Below are 15847 nucleotides of genomic sequence, written 5' to 3'. Positions count from 1 at the left end.
TTTCATGGCAATGTTTTTTTCGCTTATAGGTTACATATTTAACCATTTAGGGAATACTATATTTGCGTTGGAAAGGGGTAGAGGTATGAATAATCGATTGATTAAAGAAGAAATTAATGAAGACGGGAAAACGATTTATAAAATGGCAACTTTTGAGATTGATGTAATTGCTAAGTTAACTGGAGGTTTAGCCCCAACAATTATTTACATGCATAAAGAACGGGAGGTAACAGATGATATTCGCGCCATTCGCTTTCATTACGAAAATCCCGCATCCTATATCGAAGACTACACGAAATTTCAGATAATGCTATTTCAGAAAGAGCAACGCGCGATGAACGAGTTATACGAGTCTATTAGCCTAAAACCGAAAAATATGTCGACCGGCAAACAAATTTTATGGAGTTTTTGGGTGTTACTACTGGTCTCTCTGCCTCTTCTTGTTGTTATGTGGATTGTAAAATAAATGCGTTAATGGCCGCATCAAAAAGTGAATTCCCTACTTTTAATGCAGCCTTTTCTCTTTTATACAAGTATGTTCAGTACTTCTTCTGCGCTTGTCGCAACATGTAAAAGTACTCGATGTTCTGGCTCCACAAACCCGTCATTAATCATTTTCTCAAAATGCAAAATGAGCGCATCATAAAAACCGTCAATATTATATAAAATAACTGGTTTGTAGTGTAGACCAATTTGCGCCCACGTAAATACTTCAAAATATTCGTCTAGCGTGCCGCAGCCCCCCGGAAGTGCGATATAGGCATCAGATAAATCAACCATTTTCTGTTTGCGCGTATGCATTGAATCCACAAAATGGATCCCAGTAAGACCTAGATGCGCAATCTCACGTTTTTGTAAGTACTCCGGCATCACGCCAATTACTTGGCCACCATGTTCTAATGCTGCATCAGCCACCGCGCCCATCAGACCTACATTAGATCCGCCATACACAATCCCATGCCCCGCCCTTGCAAGTTCTTTTCCTAACTCCGCTGCCGCGGTCCGATATATTTCCTTTTTACCTACTCGTGATCCACAGTAAATCGCTACGTTCATATTAAGCGCCCCCTTTTCTTTTACGTATATTAGAAAGACACAACTCACTCAAAATAGGTCGAGTGGGTGTCCTTACTTATGTGGATGGGAAAGGTATACTTTCTTATCCACAAATAAAAAGAAACCCACTAACAATAATATTAGTGAGCTTGTAAATTATATACATAAGTGGTTGATCTAAAGTTTGCCGCTTGGATTTCGATGCAAGTTATAAAATTTTCCTTACAGCGTTTTTATGTGCTAAACATTTATTTTTACATCCTATTTTCGTAAATGCGATGTTTGCGCCAGCATGTAGCCAATACGCTCAATAATTGATTCCACTTGTTCTGGATTTTTCATTAGATCGTAATCATTAATATCAATACGCAGTACTGGGCAAGAATTAAAGTTATTAATCCATTCCTCGTAACGACTGTGCATTTCATACCAGTAGTCATGTGGTGTTTGCTGCTCCATCTCACGTCCACGCTCTTGAATACGGCCGATAATATCCTCTACAGGACCTTCTAAGTATACAAGTAAATTAGGGTGCGGGAAGTAAGGTGTCATCACCATTGCTTCAAAAAGATTTGTATAGGTTTCATAATCCGTTGGGCTCATTGTCCCTTTATCAAAATGCATTTTTGCAAAAATGCCTGTATCTTCATAAATGGAGCGGTCTTGAATAAATCCACCACCGTATTCAAAAATACGTTTTTGCTCCTTAAAGCGCTCTGCTAGAAAATATACTTGCAGGTGGAAGCTCCACTTCTCAAAATCATCATAAAACTTATCTAAATATGGATTTGTATCCACCTTTTCAAACGATGTGCGGAAGTTTAACCCTTCTGCAAGCGCCTTTGTCATGGTTGATTTTCCGACCCCTACCGTTCCCGCAATGGTAATGACTGCGTTAGCAGGGATACCATACTTTTCTCGTAAATTCATTGTTAACGCAAACTCCTTTGTTGTAACGTTTCTTCTACTACTTGTAAAACGGATTGTAAATCTTGTGAGTTTTTCACAAAATCTAGCTCATCTCCATTTAGCTGGATAACTGGGATTTCTGGATGCATCTTCTCAAAATGCTGAATAAATTCGTGGTAATCTGCAGCTAGCTGTTCCATATATTCCCATGAAATCAATTTTTCAAATTCACGGCCACGCATGGCGATACGCTGCATTAATGTATCTAGGCTAGCATGCAAGTAAATGACCATATTCGGTCGAGGCATATCCGCCGTTAAAATTTTATAAATCGCTTCATACTTGTCATATTCGGAAGGCTTTAATGTACGCTTCGCAAAAATTAAGTTTTTGAAAATATGATAATCAGCTACGACAGGCGACTGCTGACCTAAAATTAAATGTTTAATATCCGATAGTTGCTTGTATCTATTGCAAAGGAAGAACATTTCTGTTTGAAAGCTCCACTCATCAATGTTTTCATAAAACTTCCCTAAAAACGGATTTTCATCAACAATTTCTTTTAACAGATGGTACTCAAATGTTTCGGAAACCGCCTTTGATAATGACGTTTTGCCAACTCCAATCGGACCTTCTACTGTAATAAATGGAACAGACAACAGAAGCCCTCCCAATCTTTATTTAATCAATGCTTTTCATTGTAACACAGTAGGAATTCGACAACAAAACAAACAATTTAAATTACCACAATTCCTTGTTACTCCAAAAACGCAAAATTATTAGCTATTATTAATTCATTCTCTCTGTACATCGTTAATGCTGCTGTTCATACATAGGGCTCTAGTATAACTAACCCGCTTACTCCATTGACCCCTTTTATAGTCAATACACCCTATAATACGTCTGCCTCTCGCTTCTCGCAAAATGAGATGCTACACTAGCATGTAAGGAGCGGTGAATATGAATATTTTTGAGAAAGATCGCCTTTTTATGCAAGAGGCATTGATAGAGGCAAAAAAGGCCGGTGCACTCGGTGAAGTTCCGATTGGCGCAGTCATTATCTATAACGATAAAATTATAGCAAGAGCACATAATTTACGAGAAACAACCCAAAATGCTGTGATGCATGCCGAGTTAATGGCAATTCAGGAAGCCTGCAAAAAAATTGGAAGCTGGCGCTTGGAGGAAATGACGCTTTATGTAACACTTGAACCTTGTCCGATGTGCGCTGGAGCAATATTACAATCCCGTGTGCCGCGCGTTGTGTACGGAGCACGGGATAGCAAAGCTGGCTGTGTTGATTCACTCTACCACCTACTAAACGACTCCCGTTTTAATCATGAATGTGATGTAATGGAAGGTATGCTAGCGGATGAATGCGGGCAAGTGTTAACCGACTTTTTCCGTGCATTACGCGAACGGAAAAAAGCAGAAAAAAAAGCACGTAAATTAGCTCAAAGTTTCGAAGATTCTAAAACAGAATAACAAAATCTATCTATATGAGGTGTAGCTAATGGAAAGAAGCGGCTTTTCAATGTTTGATGGTGTGCATATTTCCTGGGTAATTGGCATAATTTTTGCCACCATCTTGCTAACCTATTGTTATTAACATATGGTGGATGCTTGGCAAAAGAAAACACAAAAAATCATTTTTTATGTGTTACTACTGCTAGAGCTATTAAAGCAGTTGTTTTTATTAGTGATGGATGCTTATTCCTAATGGAGTCCATCGCTTCATTTATGCCGTATTGGCATTTTTATAAGGACTAGCTGGCGTAATGATCCTTGTTTGGCTCGTTATGTACATACCGTTTTATACGAAAAAAGATGCGCGCGTAGACTAACTACATGCAGCATCTTTTATTTTGGCTTAATTTTTCCAAAAGGATTTTCACCCGTTGCAGGTTTGAAACTTATACCAGTAGCCGGTGCCACTACACCGATTACTTTCACTTGATTTGGTTTAAATGCCTCGTGCCAGACGCTATTCAAATACAATAGCCATGATACGTATCCGAGACTTTTTACATTATTATTTTACTGGCGCTACGATTACTTCTTTTCCGCCCATATATGGTCGCAGTACTTCTGGAATGACTACAGAACCGTCTGCTTGTTGATAATTTTCTAAAATGGCAGCCACTGTACGTCCGATAGCAAGACCTGAACCGTTTAATGTGTGCACGTATTCTGGTTTTGCGTTTGGCTCACGACGGAAGCGAATGTTTGCTCGACGTGCTTGGAAATCTTCAAAGTTTGAACAAGAAGAGATTTCGCGGTACATATTTTGCGCTGGAATCCATACTTCTAAATCATATTTTTTCGCAGCAGTGAAACCTAAGTCCGCTGTACACATTTTTAGCTTGCGGTATGGTAAGCCTAAAAGTTGTAATACTTTTTCTGCGTGACCAGTAAGTAACTCTAATTGCTCATAAGATTCTTCTGGTTTTACAAAGCGTACCAATTCCACTTTATTGAATTGGTGCTGACGGATAAGCCCACGTGTATCACGACCTGCAGAACCTGCTTCAGAGCGGAAGTTTGCACTGTAAGCAGTGAATGCTTGTGGTAAGTCGTCAATTGATAAAATTTCATCACGGTAGTAGTTTGTTACAGGTACTTCCGCTGTTGGAATCATGAAGTAATCTAACCCTTCTAGTTTAAATACATCTTCCTCAAACTTTGGTAATTGTCCTGTCCCGGTTAAGCTAGCGCGGTTCACGATTTGCGGCGGTAGCATTTCTGTGTAGCCGTGCTCATCAGAATGGAAATCCATCATAAAGCTCATTAATGCGCGCTCTAAACGTGCACCTAGACCACGGTAGAATAAGAAGCGGCTACCTGTTACTTTTGCGCCGCGCTCAAAATCAACAATATTAAGATCTGTTGCAATATCCCAGTGCGCTTTAATGTCAAAATCAAATGTCGGCACGTCGCCCCATGTATATTCTTCTACGTTATCATCTTCCGTTGTACCAACTGGAACAGACGCATGTGGAATGTTTGGAAGACGCATCATGATATCTTTGAAACGGTCTTCTACTTCATTTAACTGCGCATCTAGCTCTTTAATTTCATCCCCAACTTGTCGCATACGAGCAATTACTTCGTCCGCGTTTTCTTTGTTACGTTTCATTACTGAAATTTGCTCAGATACTTTATTGCGCTCCGCTTTTAACTCTTCTGTTTTTGCGATTAACTCGCGACGTTTTGCATCTAACCCTTCGAAATCATCTAAGTTTCCTAAGTCTTCGTTACGCGTAAGAAGCATATTTTTAACTTCTTCAAAATTGTCTCGGACACGTTTAATGTCTAACATATTACATTCCTCCAATGGTTTTGATTTGATGATACTTCCGATACTTTCGTACAGTAATGTGCTAGTGGAATAAAACACAAAAAAGCCCCCATCCCCTGGAAAGGGACGAGAGCTACCCGCGTTGCCACCCTAATTGAATAGACTGCTGCCTATTCCACTTATCACATAACGGCTTTTCAACCGGCCACGACCTACTACAAATTCAGTCAGGCAACTCCAGGGCGGATTCGCAAGTGTTTTTATCAGCTTCCACCACCCGCTGACTCTCTAAAAAAAACGCGCTTGTTACTACTTCCTATCATCGAATTCACTTATAAATTTAACCATACTGTACTATAAGGTACTTATTTTTGCAAGTATTCATTCATTTCTACTGTTGCACTGACCTCTTTAGAAGGGTATATTTGATTTAAAATATCATGGTCAGGAGAAGGTATCATGAACTCATTTTTACTAACACTTGATAAAAATAATAATAAACCACTATACGAGCAGCTCTATATCGGCATTAAAGAAGCGATTATCCATCAGCAACTTGCGATGGGTACGAAACTCCCATCAAAACGTCAGCTCGCGGACTTTTTAAATATTAGTCAAACGACCGTAGAGCTTTCCTATGCGCAGCTCCTTGCTGAAGGATATATAAGCTCCAAACCACGCGTCGGATTTTTCGTAGAGGCTTTAGACGAGCTCCCTTATGTCGAAAAAGCAGCACCGCTCTCGATTACTGCCTCACCACTAGTCGAACAGTACGTTTATGATTTTACGCCTGGTAAAATTGATGAAGACGCTTTTCCTTTTGCAATTTGGCGAAAATATGCTAAAGAGGTCATTGATGAATCTTCTAAAGAGCTGCTGCAAGTTGGGCACCGCCAAGGGGAACGTGAACTGCGCCAGCAAATTATGATGTATCTATACCAGTCCCGTGGTATTTTATGTACCCCAGAACAAATTGTTATTGGTTCTGGGACGGAACATTTACTGCCCATGATTTTACGGCTATTTGATGATGATTCTAAACTTGCAATCGAAAATCCTGGCTACTCGGCTATTCCCCGCATCCATTTAAATAACCGTGCACTACCGGTTGCTGTTGACGAGGATGGACTTGTAGTTGATGAGCTTGAGCAAACAGCGGCCAACCTTGTGTATATTACACCTTCTCATCAGTTCCCTACTGGGGCTGTGTTATCCGCAGCGCGAAGAACCCAGCTCCTTAAATGGGCAGCTGGGCTAGACAATCGCTACATTATTGAAGATGATTATGATAGTGAATTTCGGTATATAGGTAAACCAATTCCAGCACTGCAAGGCTTAGATCAAAACGATAAAGTGATTTACATGAGCACCTTTACGAAGTCCTTAATGCCTTCACTTCGCGTTGCCTATTTTGTGCTACCTGCTGCACTCATTCCGAGATATAAAGAAATTTTTAGCTATTATTCGGCAACAGTGCCCCGCTTTGATCAACATATTTTAGCCAATTTCATGCAAGACGGACATTTTTCAAAGCATTTAAATCGTATGCGTAAAATTTATCGTAAAAAGCATGACAAACTGATTCAAGTATTAACAAAAAATTATCCTAGTATTACGATTACGGGGGATGTAGCCGGCATGCATATTTTAATTTCGGTACCACATGAAAAATCAAGTACCGAACTGAAACAGCGCGCAAAAGAAGCTGGTATTCATTTATATTCCATTGATGATTATTTAATTAAACCCATTCATTACGAGCACCCGACGTTCCTGATTGGTTTTGGCGGCATTCTACTTGAGGAAATTGAACAAGCCATTCATACGCTCATGGCCTGCTTTGCTGCGGAATAAGAGCTTACATCATTCAATAAGCTGAATGTTGTAATCTTCAAACCAATGGTGAAGCTGAACAAAATAAGCAAGCAGCTGCGGGCCAGCCATCAATTGGCCAAACCAAGGAATGCCAAACGTTTTGCCACCTGAATCCATTAGGTCTAGCAGCTGCTGTTTGTTGAATAACTCATATAAAATAGATTCTCCTTGTAACGCATTTGCTAACAATTGCTGGACACCCTTTGTATACGCAGGGTGATATGTTTTAGGATACGGATTTTTTTTACGTTCAATAATTTCTTTGGGCAATACTCCCGCAAACGCACGCCGTAAAATCCCCTTCTCCTGCCCACCAACACATTTCATCTCCCACGGGATGTTCCATACGTATTCAACTAATCGGTGGTCTGCAAACGGCACACGGACCTCTAACCCGGTTGCCATACTCATGCGGTCCTTACGCTCTAGCAATGTCTGCATAAAAAACTGCTGATTCAAATAAAATAACTGCTGGCGGGCAATATCCTCCCCAAATTCAGGCATTCCCCGTTTCGCTTCCTCGTATCGGTCATGCATAAATGTCTTCAACTGTAAACGCTTTTGCCATACGGGGCGTAGAATTGCTTGTCGTTCATCGATAGAACGAATCCAGGGGAATCCCCCCGTCTGTGCATGAAACCAAGGATACCCACCAAATAATTCATCTGCACATTCCCCCGATAGTGCCACCGTAAAATCCTTTTTAATTTCACGACAAAACAGTAGTAGGGAGCTATCAATATCCGCCATACTTGGATAATCTTTAAAACGCATCGCCTCTTGTAACAACGCAAGCAGATCCTTTTGTTGCAATACAACATCATGATGAACGGTTTTAAACGCCTGCTGCATAATACTAATCCAGTACGCATCCTGCGATGTTTGAAAGGCATTTTTTGAGAAATAATTTTCATTGCCTTCATAATCAACCGAATACGTATGCAGATTTTTGTGTTGCGTTTCATAGTGCTTTGACGCAATTGCAGTAATAATAGACGAATCAAGGCCTCCTGATAACAGTGTACATAGCGGTACATCACTTACTAATTGTCGCATCACTGCATCCGTCACTAAATCATGAACCATTACAATCGTTTCTTCCTCACTATGTGAATGCTTCTGTACCGGGACGTCCCAGTAGCGCCAAATCTTGAGCCCGTCTCGGTTATACTTCATCCCATGCGCAGGCTTGAGTTCATGTATGCCTTTAAAAATGGCATGACCTGGCTGACGTGATGGTCCTAAACTAAGTAATGCTGCTAAACCAAAATGATCCACTGTAGGTTGCACCTGTCTATGCGCTAGTAACCCCTTTATTTCAGAAGCAAATAATAACCCTTCCCCGAGCTGTGTATAAAAAAACGGCTTTACCCCAAGCCGATCCCGGAACATATACAACGTCTCTTCAGCTTCATCCCACACAGCAAATGCGAAAATACCATTAATGAAATCCATACAGCGTTCCTTCCATTCAATAAACGCCGTCAGTAATACCTCCGTATCAGACACTGTCGTAAATGTATGGCCCCGTTTTAAAAGCTCTTCCCGCACCTCACTTGTATTATATAGCTCCCCGTTATATACAATGGTGTAGTTTTTTTGTGCAACGGACTTGTGCATTGGCTGCCTTCCACCTTCTAAATCAATAACGGCTAATCGCCGATGTCCAAGTTGCACATGGGAGCTCGCCCATATTTGCTGATCATCTGGTCCACGATGCCCCAAAGCTTTCGTCATACGAACAATGTCATCCGTAGCGCTTAATGGATGCGCAACATTTACCCATCCTGTTATTCCACACATGTACTCACTCCCTCAAACTACTGTATGACGTTTTAGATACGTGAATATTTTGTCCAATAAAAAAAACACATAACTCTCAATTTGAGAATTATGTGTTTCCTATTTTTAGATAATAATTAAAACATACCGCCAACAAATCCAAAAATGCCATTCCATAGATTACCGAAGAAACTGCCGATCCCTTGGAAGAATAACGAAATGCCGCTAGCGCGTTCTACTTTCTCTGTTGTTACAACATCTGCTGTAAATTCAGAACCATCAATAAAACCGTAATCTGTGCCTTCTGAGCGTTCAATTACTACTTTACCAACCACAGTGCCTTCTTCTACTTCAGCTTCAACTTTTTCTACATCCAGCGCAAGCTTTGGTGCATATAAATCTTTTTCATTTGTTTTAACCATAAATGAAATCGGATCCTTTACTGCAATCTTTACATTATTTTCTTTACCTTTTATTACAGGTAATGTTTTTGTATCGTCAAATGTATAGTTTGCTGGCATAATTTCTTGTTTCGAGAATTGCCCAAACCCGTAGTCGAATAGTTTAGCTGTCGCATCAAAACGCGCTTTATAAGAGCCGACACCTTTTGAATCAACGGCTTTCATTACTACTGCAATTAAGCGTGTATCATTGCGTTTTGCTGTACCAGTGAAGTTATGTCCTGCAAAATCTGTTGTTCCTGTTTTTAACCCGTCTACACCTTCGTACTCAAATACAAGACCTGGTAGCATGAAGTTCCAGTTTGACATATTAATCGCATCTTCTGTTCCTTCACGGAATGTTTTCTTTGTAATACTTGAGGTATCTAATACTTCCGGGTGATCTTTTAATAAGTGGTAAGCTAATTTCGCTACTGAACGGGCTGGCATAACATTTTCGTCTTTTTCACCTGTGCCAGTTGGATGCATACCGAAAAGATTTGCGTTATTTAAACCAGTTGAGTTAACAAATTTAAAGCCTTCAAGCCCTAACTCTTCTGCTTTTTTATTCATTAATTTAAGGAATTCTGTTTCTGTTCCTGCAATTGTTTCAGCAATTGCTACAGTAGCAGCATTCGCAGAGTATATCGCCATTGCTTCATATAATTCACGGATTGAATAGGTCCCGTCAGTACGAAGCGGTACATTACTAAGTGCACGATCTTGTGACATCTTGTATGTATACTCTGTTACACGATACTGTTGCTCCCAAGTGATTGTTCCCGCCTTAATTGCATCAAGTAATAAGTATTCAGTCATCATTTTCGTCATACTAGCAATTCCTAAAGGCGTTCCTGCATTTTGTTCATATAAAATTTTTCCAGAGTCTGCATCAATTAATATCGCTGCATCTACTGTTAAGCCTAAATCTGTTTCCGCATTTGTTGTAGCAGGTGCTATCGCCAACATGCTTAGTAACATCATCGGAATTATAAAAAGGCTAATAATCGACTTTTTGCTCACTTTTTTCACAAAGCTACCTCCAAATTCATTTAATTTTTCTCATCTCCGCCATTTTATCATACAAAGCAGATAAGTGGCGCGTTGTTCCAAATAAAAAACACACTACTATCACCTAATTTAGACGATAGTAGCATGCTGAAGTTGCATGTAATTATTGGATTGAGTAGTTTGGTGATTCTTTTGTAATTTGAACGTCATGCGGATGAGATTCACGAAGACCAGCACCCGTCATACGAATAAATTGTGATTCTTCACGTAAAGCTTGTAAGTTACCTGTACCACAGTACCCCATACCTGCACGAATACCACCAATTAATTGGTGAACTGTATCAGCTAAAGGCCCTTTGTAAGGTAAACGTCCTTCAATACCTTCAGGAACTAATTTTTTTGCATCTTCTTGGAAGTAACGGTCTTTTGAACCTTTTTCCATTGCGCCAAGTGAACCCATTCCACGATAAACTTTGAAACGACGTCCTTGGAAGATTTCAGTTTCTCCTGGAGATTCAGAAGTACCTGCAAGAAGTGAACCAAGCATGACAACATGTCCACCAGCTGCAAGAGCTTTTACGATATCGCCTGAGTATTTAATACCACCATCTGCGATAATTGATTTGCCGTATTCACGAGCAACAGTTGCTGCGTCATAAATGGCTGTAATTTGAGGAACCCCAACACCTGCAACAACACGTGTTGTACAAATAGAACCAGGTCCAATTCCTACTTTAACGACGTCTGCACCTGCTTCAAATAATGCGCGAGTACCTTCGCCCGTCGCTACGTTACCTGCAATAATTTCAAGTTCTGGGTAAGCTGCTCGGATTGATTTAATTGTATCAAGTACACCTTGTGAGTGGCCGTGAGCTGTATCGATGATGATAATATCTACTTGAGCTTCTACAAGTTTCGCAATACGTGGCATTGAATCTTTAGATACACCAACAGCTGCTCCAACTACTAAACGACCATGTTTGTCTTTTGCTGCATTAGGGAATTCGATTACTTTTTCAATATCTTTAATCGTAATTAACCCTGTTAATTTACCGTCTTCATCAACGATTGGTAATTTTTCAATTTTATATTGTTGAAGAATCTTTTCCGCATCTTCTAGCGTCGTACCAACCGCTGCTGTAATTAAATCTTCTTTCGTCATTACATCATCAATTTTTAAAGAATAATCAGAGATAAAACGTAGGTCACGGTTTGTAATAATCCCTACTAATTTTTGATCGTCCATATTGTTTACGATAGGAACACCTGAAATACGGTATTTACCCATTAAGTGCTCCGCATCAAATACTTGGTGTTCTGGTGTTAAGAAGAATGGATTTGTAATAACGCCATTTTCTGAGCGCTTTACTTTTTCAACTTCTTCTGCTTGTTGTTCAATACTCATATTTTTATGGATAACCCCAATGCCACCTTGGCGAGCCATCGCAATTGCCATTTTAGCCTCAGTAACTGTATCCATCCCAGCACTAATCATTGGAATATTTAATTTAATTTTCTTTGTTAACTGTACAGATAAATCTACATCCTTAGGTAATACTTCTGAATGTGCTGGTACTAATAGTACATCATCAAATGTTAAACCTTCTTTGGCAAATTTCGTTTCCCACATTTTAAAAATTCCTCCTACGTAAAAGAATATTATTGTAAGGTTAACAACGTCGCATGTAAGTGTCAAGAATCTCTAAAAAGTAAAATAATTCAGACTATTCGAGTTAAATACTTTATCGTCGTTTAATTGTATAAATAGTCATTCTACGCTGTTTCCCTGTTAAGCGCAAACATATTGTTTATTTAAATGGTTATGTGACATAAATGAGTGTATTCTTGAACAAGAGAATTTTTACTAGTTTTTAAAGAACTGTTCTCATTGACAGGAAGAACTAACGGACGAACTTAAGCCTTTTAAATCTATACTATTATAAGTAAAGCTCAATCCTTTCAATCAAGGGTTTTAAATATTTTTTCAGAGGTTTAATTAGTACTTACTGTTTTATACCTTTTGTAAACAGTCTGTGCTTATAGCATTGTTGTTATTTTAAGTCTTACGAGGTGTATATGAAGTTATCTTTAGATTAGTTATAGCTGCTTAATTTAGGTGTGCTTATACGTCCTACTGTCATAAAAAATGCCCCAAATACTTTTAGGTTCGTTGCTGACTTCTACTTCGCAACATATGGATTTGGTACCTTTAGGAGGAGTTACTGAAGGTACACGGGTATCTAACCTAGCGTTTTAATTAGTATATTTAAATAGTATGGACTACTTATATTCATTGGTCATTAGGGGATATTACTAAATGCGAAACTAGGGGAAAATAAGAAAAGGGCGCAAAATACCTTGCGTTCAATGTTGCATAATGTATCATCCTTACTTCAATATAAACGAGCAGCGTTGGTTGAGAGGTTATATTTTCTAGGCAAAAAACAGAAGCACTAAAGCGCCTGCTTAGCCTAGACAAGCGCTAGAGGATCCGAAGTGAAGGCACTCTTTGCCTTTTCCCAAGGAATCAAAGCGAACTTCAATGGTTGGGTCTTGCGCCTAGACGTTGCATTTACTTATTTAAACGTTTTTCACAGGCAAATTTTATAATTTACTCTATAACAAAAAAAGCCTAAGCATAATGCTTAGGCTTTTTGATTTGCGAAGCGACGTCCTACTCTCACAGGGGGAAGCCCCCAACTACCATCGGCGCTAAAGAGCTTAACTTCCGTGTTCGGTATGGGAACGGGTGTGACCTCTTTGCCATCATCACTTCACTTGCACATAGATGTGCTTTTGTTGAAAGATTATTCTTTCAAAACTGGATAAACGGTTCATTGAAAGTTAAAATATTCGGTAATAATGTGGTTAAGTCCTCGATCGATTAGTATTCGTCAGCTCCATGTGTCGCCACACTTCCACCTCGAACCTATCTACCTCATCGTCTTTGAGGGATCTTACTTACTTGCGTAATGGGAAATCTCATCTTGAGGGGGGCTTCATGCTTAGATGCTTTCAGCACTTATCCCGTCCATACATAGCTACCCAGCGATGCCTTTGGCAAGACAACTGGTACACCAGCGGTATGTCCATCCCGGTCCTCTCGTACTAAGGACAGCTCCTCTCAAATTTCCTACGCCCACGACGGATAGGGACCGAACTGTCTCACGACGTTCTGAACCCAGCTCGCGTACCGCTTTAATGGGCGAACAGCCCAACCCTTGGGACCGACTACAGCCCCAGGATGCGATGAGCCGACATCGAGGTGCCAAACCTCCCCGTCGATGTGGACTCTTGGGGGAGATAAGCCTGTTATCCCCGGGGTAGCTTTTATCCGTTGAGCGATGGCCCTTCCATGCGGAACCACCGGATCACTAAGCCCGTCTTTCGACCCTGCTCGACTTGTAGGTCTCGCAGTCAAGCTCCCTTATGCCTTTACACTCTACGAATGATTTCCAACCATTCTGAGGGAACCTTTGGGCGCCTCCGTTACTCTTTAGGAGGCGACCGCCCCAGTCAAACTGTCCGCCTGACACTGTCTCCTACCCCGCTAAGGGGCATGGGTTAGAAGTTCAATACAACCAGGGTAGTATCCCACCGACGCCTCCTCCGAAGCTGGCGCTCCGGGATCTCTGGCTCCTACCTATCCTGTACAAGTTGTACCAAAATTCAATATCAGGCTACAGTAAAGCTCCACGGGGTCTTTCCGTCCTGTCGCGGGTAACCTGCATCTTCACAGGTACTATAATTTCACCGAGTCTCTCGTTGAGACAGTGCCCAGATCGTTACGCCTTTCGTGCGGGTCGGAACTTACCCGACAAGGAATTTCGCTACCTTAGGACCGTTATAGTTACGGCCGCCGTTTACTGGGGCTTCAATTCGCAGCTTCGCTTGCGCTAACCACTCCTCTTAACCTTCCAGCACCGGGCAGGCGTCAGCCCCTATACGTCACCTTACGGTTTTGCAGAGACCTGTGTTTTTGCTAAACAGTCGCCTGGGCCTATTCACTGCGGCTCTCATGCGCTTTAACACGCTCAAGAGCACCCCTTCTCCCGAAGTTACGGGGTCATTTTGCCGAGTTCCTTAACGAGAGTTCTCTCGCACACCTTAGGATTCTCTCCTCGACTACCTGTGTCGGTTTGCGGTACGGGCACCTCTCACCTCGATAGAGGCTTTTCTTGGCAGTGTGAAATCAGGAACTTCGTCCATACGGACTCGCCATCACAGCTCAATGTTAAAGTATGCGGATTTGCCTACATACACACCTTACTGCTTGGACGCGCACAACCAACGGCGCGCTTACCCTATCCTACTGCGTCCCCCCATTTCTCAAACGGTGAGGAGGTGGTACAGGAATATCAACCTGTTGTCCATCGCCTACGCCTATCGGCCTCGGCTTAGGTCCCGACTAACCCTGAGCGGACGAGCCTTCCTCAGGAAACCTTAGTCATACGGTGGACGGGATTCTCACCCGTCTTTCGCTACTCATACCGGCATTCTCACTTCTAAGCGCTCCACCAGTCCTTCCGGTCTGACTTCAGCGCACTTAGAACGCTCTCCTACCACGCATACTCAAAGTATGCATCCACAGCTTCGGTGAATCGTTTAGCCCCGATACATTTTCGGCGCAGCGTCACTCGACCAGTGAGCTATTACGCACTCTTTAAATGATGGCTGCTTCTAAGCCAACATCCTGGTTGTCTAAGCAACGCCACATCCTTTTCCACTTAACGATTACTTTGGGACCTTAGCTGGTGGTCTGGGCTGTTTCCCTTTTGACTACGGATCTTATCACTCGCAGTCTGACTCCCGTGTATAAATATCTGGCATTCGGAGTTTGTCTGAATTCGGTAAAGCGAGATGCCCCCCTAGTCCAAACAGTGCTCTACCTCCAGTATTCTCAATCACGAGGCTAGCCCTAAAGCTATTTCGGAGAGAACCAGCTATCTCCAGGTTCGATTGGAATTTCTCCGCTACCCACACCTCATCCCCGCACTTTTCAACGTGCGTGGGTTCGGGCCTCCAGTAAGTGTTACCTCACCTTCACCCTGGACATGGGTAGATCACCTGGTTTCGGGTCTACGACCACGTACTAATTCGCCCTATTCAGACTCGCTTTCGCTGCGGCTCCGTCTTATCAACTTAACCTCGCACGTAATCGTAACTCGCCGGTTCATTCTACAAAAGGCACGCTATCACCCATTAACGGGCTCTAACTACTTGTAGGCACACGGTTTCAGGATCTATTTCACTCCCCTTCCGGGGTGCTTTTCACCTTTCCCTCACGGTACTGGTTCACTATCGGTCACTAGGTAGTATTTAGCCTTGGGAGATGGTCCTCCCGGATTCCGACGGAATTTCACGTGTTCCGCCGTACTCAGGATACATTCAAGAGGGAATGAACTTTTGACTACAGGGCTATTACCTGCTATGGCAGACCTTTCCAAGTCGCTTCGTCTAGCTCATTCTTTTGTAA

The 15847-nt window shown here is 41.5% G+C and carries 10 protein-coding genes, 2 rRNA genes and 1 other annotated feature (1 of these 13 running past the window's edge); of the genes, 3 read left to right on the top strand and 9 right to left on the bottom strand.

Going from position 1 to position 15847, the window contains the following annotated elements:
* Positions 1-85 precede the first annotated feature (85 nt).
* Entirely contained in the window at positions 86-466 is a 381-nt protein-coding gene (locus MHH87_RS00100; protein WP_340747341.1) for a sodium:proton antiporter, read from the top strand.
* A 59-nt stretch (positions 467-525) separates the two neighbouring features.
* Here the strand turns inward: MHH87_RS00100 and MHH87_RS00095 are convergent, their stop codons facing one another.
* The 3 genes from MHH87_RS00095 to MHH87_RS00085 all read right to left on the bottom strand — a co-directional run bounded on the left by MHH87_RS00095 (position 526) and on the right by MHH87_RS00085 (position 2624).
* On the bottom strand, positions 526-1056 hold the full coding sequence (locus MHH87_RS00095; protein ID WP_340747340.1) for an LOG family protein: 531 nt from the start codon (positions 1054-1056) through the stop codon (positions 526-528).
* Positions 1057-1317: 261 nt separating this feature from the next.
* Entirely contained in the window at positions 1318-1986 is a 669-nt protein-coding gene (locus MHH87_RS00090; RefSeq protein WP_340747339.1) for a deoxynucleoside kinase, read from the bottom strand.
* Positions 1987-1988: 2 nt separating this feature from the next.
* Positions 1989-2624, bottom strand: coding sequence for a deoxynucleoside kinase (locus MHH87_RS00085; protein WP_340747338.1), 636 nt, complete (start codon positions 2622-2624; stop codon positions 1989-1991).
* A gap of 301 nt (positions 2625-2925) precedes the next feature.
* Between MHH87_RS00085 and tadA the strand changes: the two genes are divergently transcribed.
* A complete protein-coding gene (tadA, locus tag MHH87_RS00080) occupies positions 2926-3450 on the top strand; it encodes a tRNA adenosine(34) deaminase TadA (protein ID WP_340747337.1) in 525 nt (174 codons plus the stop codon).
* 547 nt (positions 3451-3997) lie between these two features.
* Here the strand turns inward: tadA and serS are convergent.
* Entirely contained in the window at positions 3998-5284 is a 1287-nt protein-coding gene (serS, locus tag MHH87_RS00075; RefSeq protein ID WP_340747336.1) for a serine--tRNA ligase, read from the bottom strand.
* 98 nt (positions 5285-5382) lie between these two features.
* Positions 5383-5595: a binding site (T-box leader), on the bottom strand.
* A gap of 127 nt (positions 5596-5722) precedes the next feature.
* On the opposite strand from serS, the gene pdxR reads away from it, so the two are divergent.
* On the top strand, positions 5723-7117 hold the full coding sequence (gene pdxR, locus MHH87_RS00070) for a MocR-like pyridoxine biosynthesis transcription factor PdxR (protein ID WP_340747335.1): 1395 nt from the start codon (positions 5723-5725) through the stop codon (positions 7115-7117).
* 9 nt (positions 7118-7126) lie between these two features.
* Here pdxR and asnB read toward each other — a convergent pair whose 3' ends face one another.
* The 5 genes from asnB to MHH87_RS00045 form a co-directional block, all read right to left on the bottom strand.
* The gene (gene asnB, locus MHH87_RS00065) at positions 7127-8941 is read right to left on the bottom strand and encodes an asparagine synthase (glutamine-hydrolyzing) (RefSeq protein WP_340747334.1); all 1815 of its coding nucleotides are present in this window, start codon (positions 8939-8941) and stop codon (positions 7127-7129) included.
* 116 nt (positions 8942-9057) lie between these two features.
* Complete coding sequence (locus MHH87_RS00060) at positions 9058-10392, bottom strand: D-alanyl-D-alanine carboxypeptidase family protein (protein WP_340747333.1); 1335 nt, start codon at positions 10390-10392, stop codon at positions 9058-9060.
* 142 nt (positions 10393-10534) lie between these two features.
* Positions 10535-12001, bottom strand: a complete 1467-nt coding sequence (gene guaB / locus MHH87_RS00055; protein WP_340747332.1) for an IMP dehydrogenase — start codon at positions 11999-12001, stop codon at positions 10535-10537.
* Between the two features lie 1031 nt (positions 12002-13032).
* Positions 13033-13148 (bottom strand): 5S ribosomal RNA (gene rrf / locus MHH87_RS00050).
* A gap of 87 nt (positions 13149-13235) precedes the next feature.
* A 23S ribosomal RNA gene (locus MHH87_RS00045) occupies positions 13236-15847 on the bottom strand; it runs 318 nt beyond the window's last position.

This window comes from Solibacillus sp. FSL H8-0538 (assembly GCF_038003525.1).
In the GTDB taxonomy this organism is placed as follows: domain Bacteria; phylum Bacillota; class Bacilli; order Bacillales_A; family Planococcaceae; genus JBBOPI01.
The sequence above is the reverse complement of the archived record's forward strand: the minus strand, read 5'-3'. Positions and strand labels throughout refer to the sequence as shown.

Bases quoted from the DNA above. Each gene is read 5' to 3' on its own strand.
- guaB (WP_340747332.1), bottom strand. From the start codon at position 12,001: ATGTGGGAAACGAAATTTGCCAAAGAAGGTTTAACATTTGATGATGTA.
- asnB (WP_340747334.1), bottom strand. From the start codon at position 8,941: ATGTGTGGAATAACAGGATGGGTAAATGTTGCGCATCCATTAAGCGCT.
- MHH87_RS00095 (WP_340747340.1), bottom strand. From the start codon at position 1,056: ATGAACGTAGCGATTTACTGTGGATCACGAGTAGGTAAAAAGGAAATA.
- MHH87_RS00100 (WP_340747341.1), top strand. From the start codon at position 86: ATGAATAATCGATTGATTAAAGAAGAAATTAATGAAGACGGGAAAACG.
- serS (WP_340747336.1), bottom strand. From the start codon at position 5,284: ATGTTAGACATTAAACGTGTCCGAGACAATTTTGAAGAAGTTAAAAAT.
- pdxR (WP_340747335.1), top strand. From the start codon at position 5,723: ATGAACTCATTTTTACTAACACTTGATAAAAATAATAATAAACCACTA.
- tadA (WP_340747337.1), top strand. From the start codon at position 2,926: ATGAATATTTTTGAGAAAGATCGCCTTTTTATGCAAGAGGCATTGATA.
- MHH87_RS00090 (WP_340747339.1), bottom strand. From the start codon at position 1,986: ATGAATTTACGAGAAAAGTATGGTATCCCTGCTAACGCAGTCATTACC.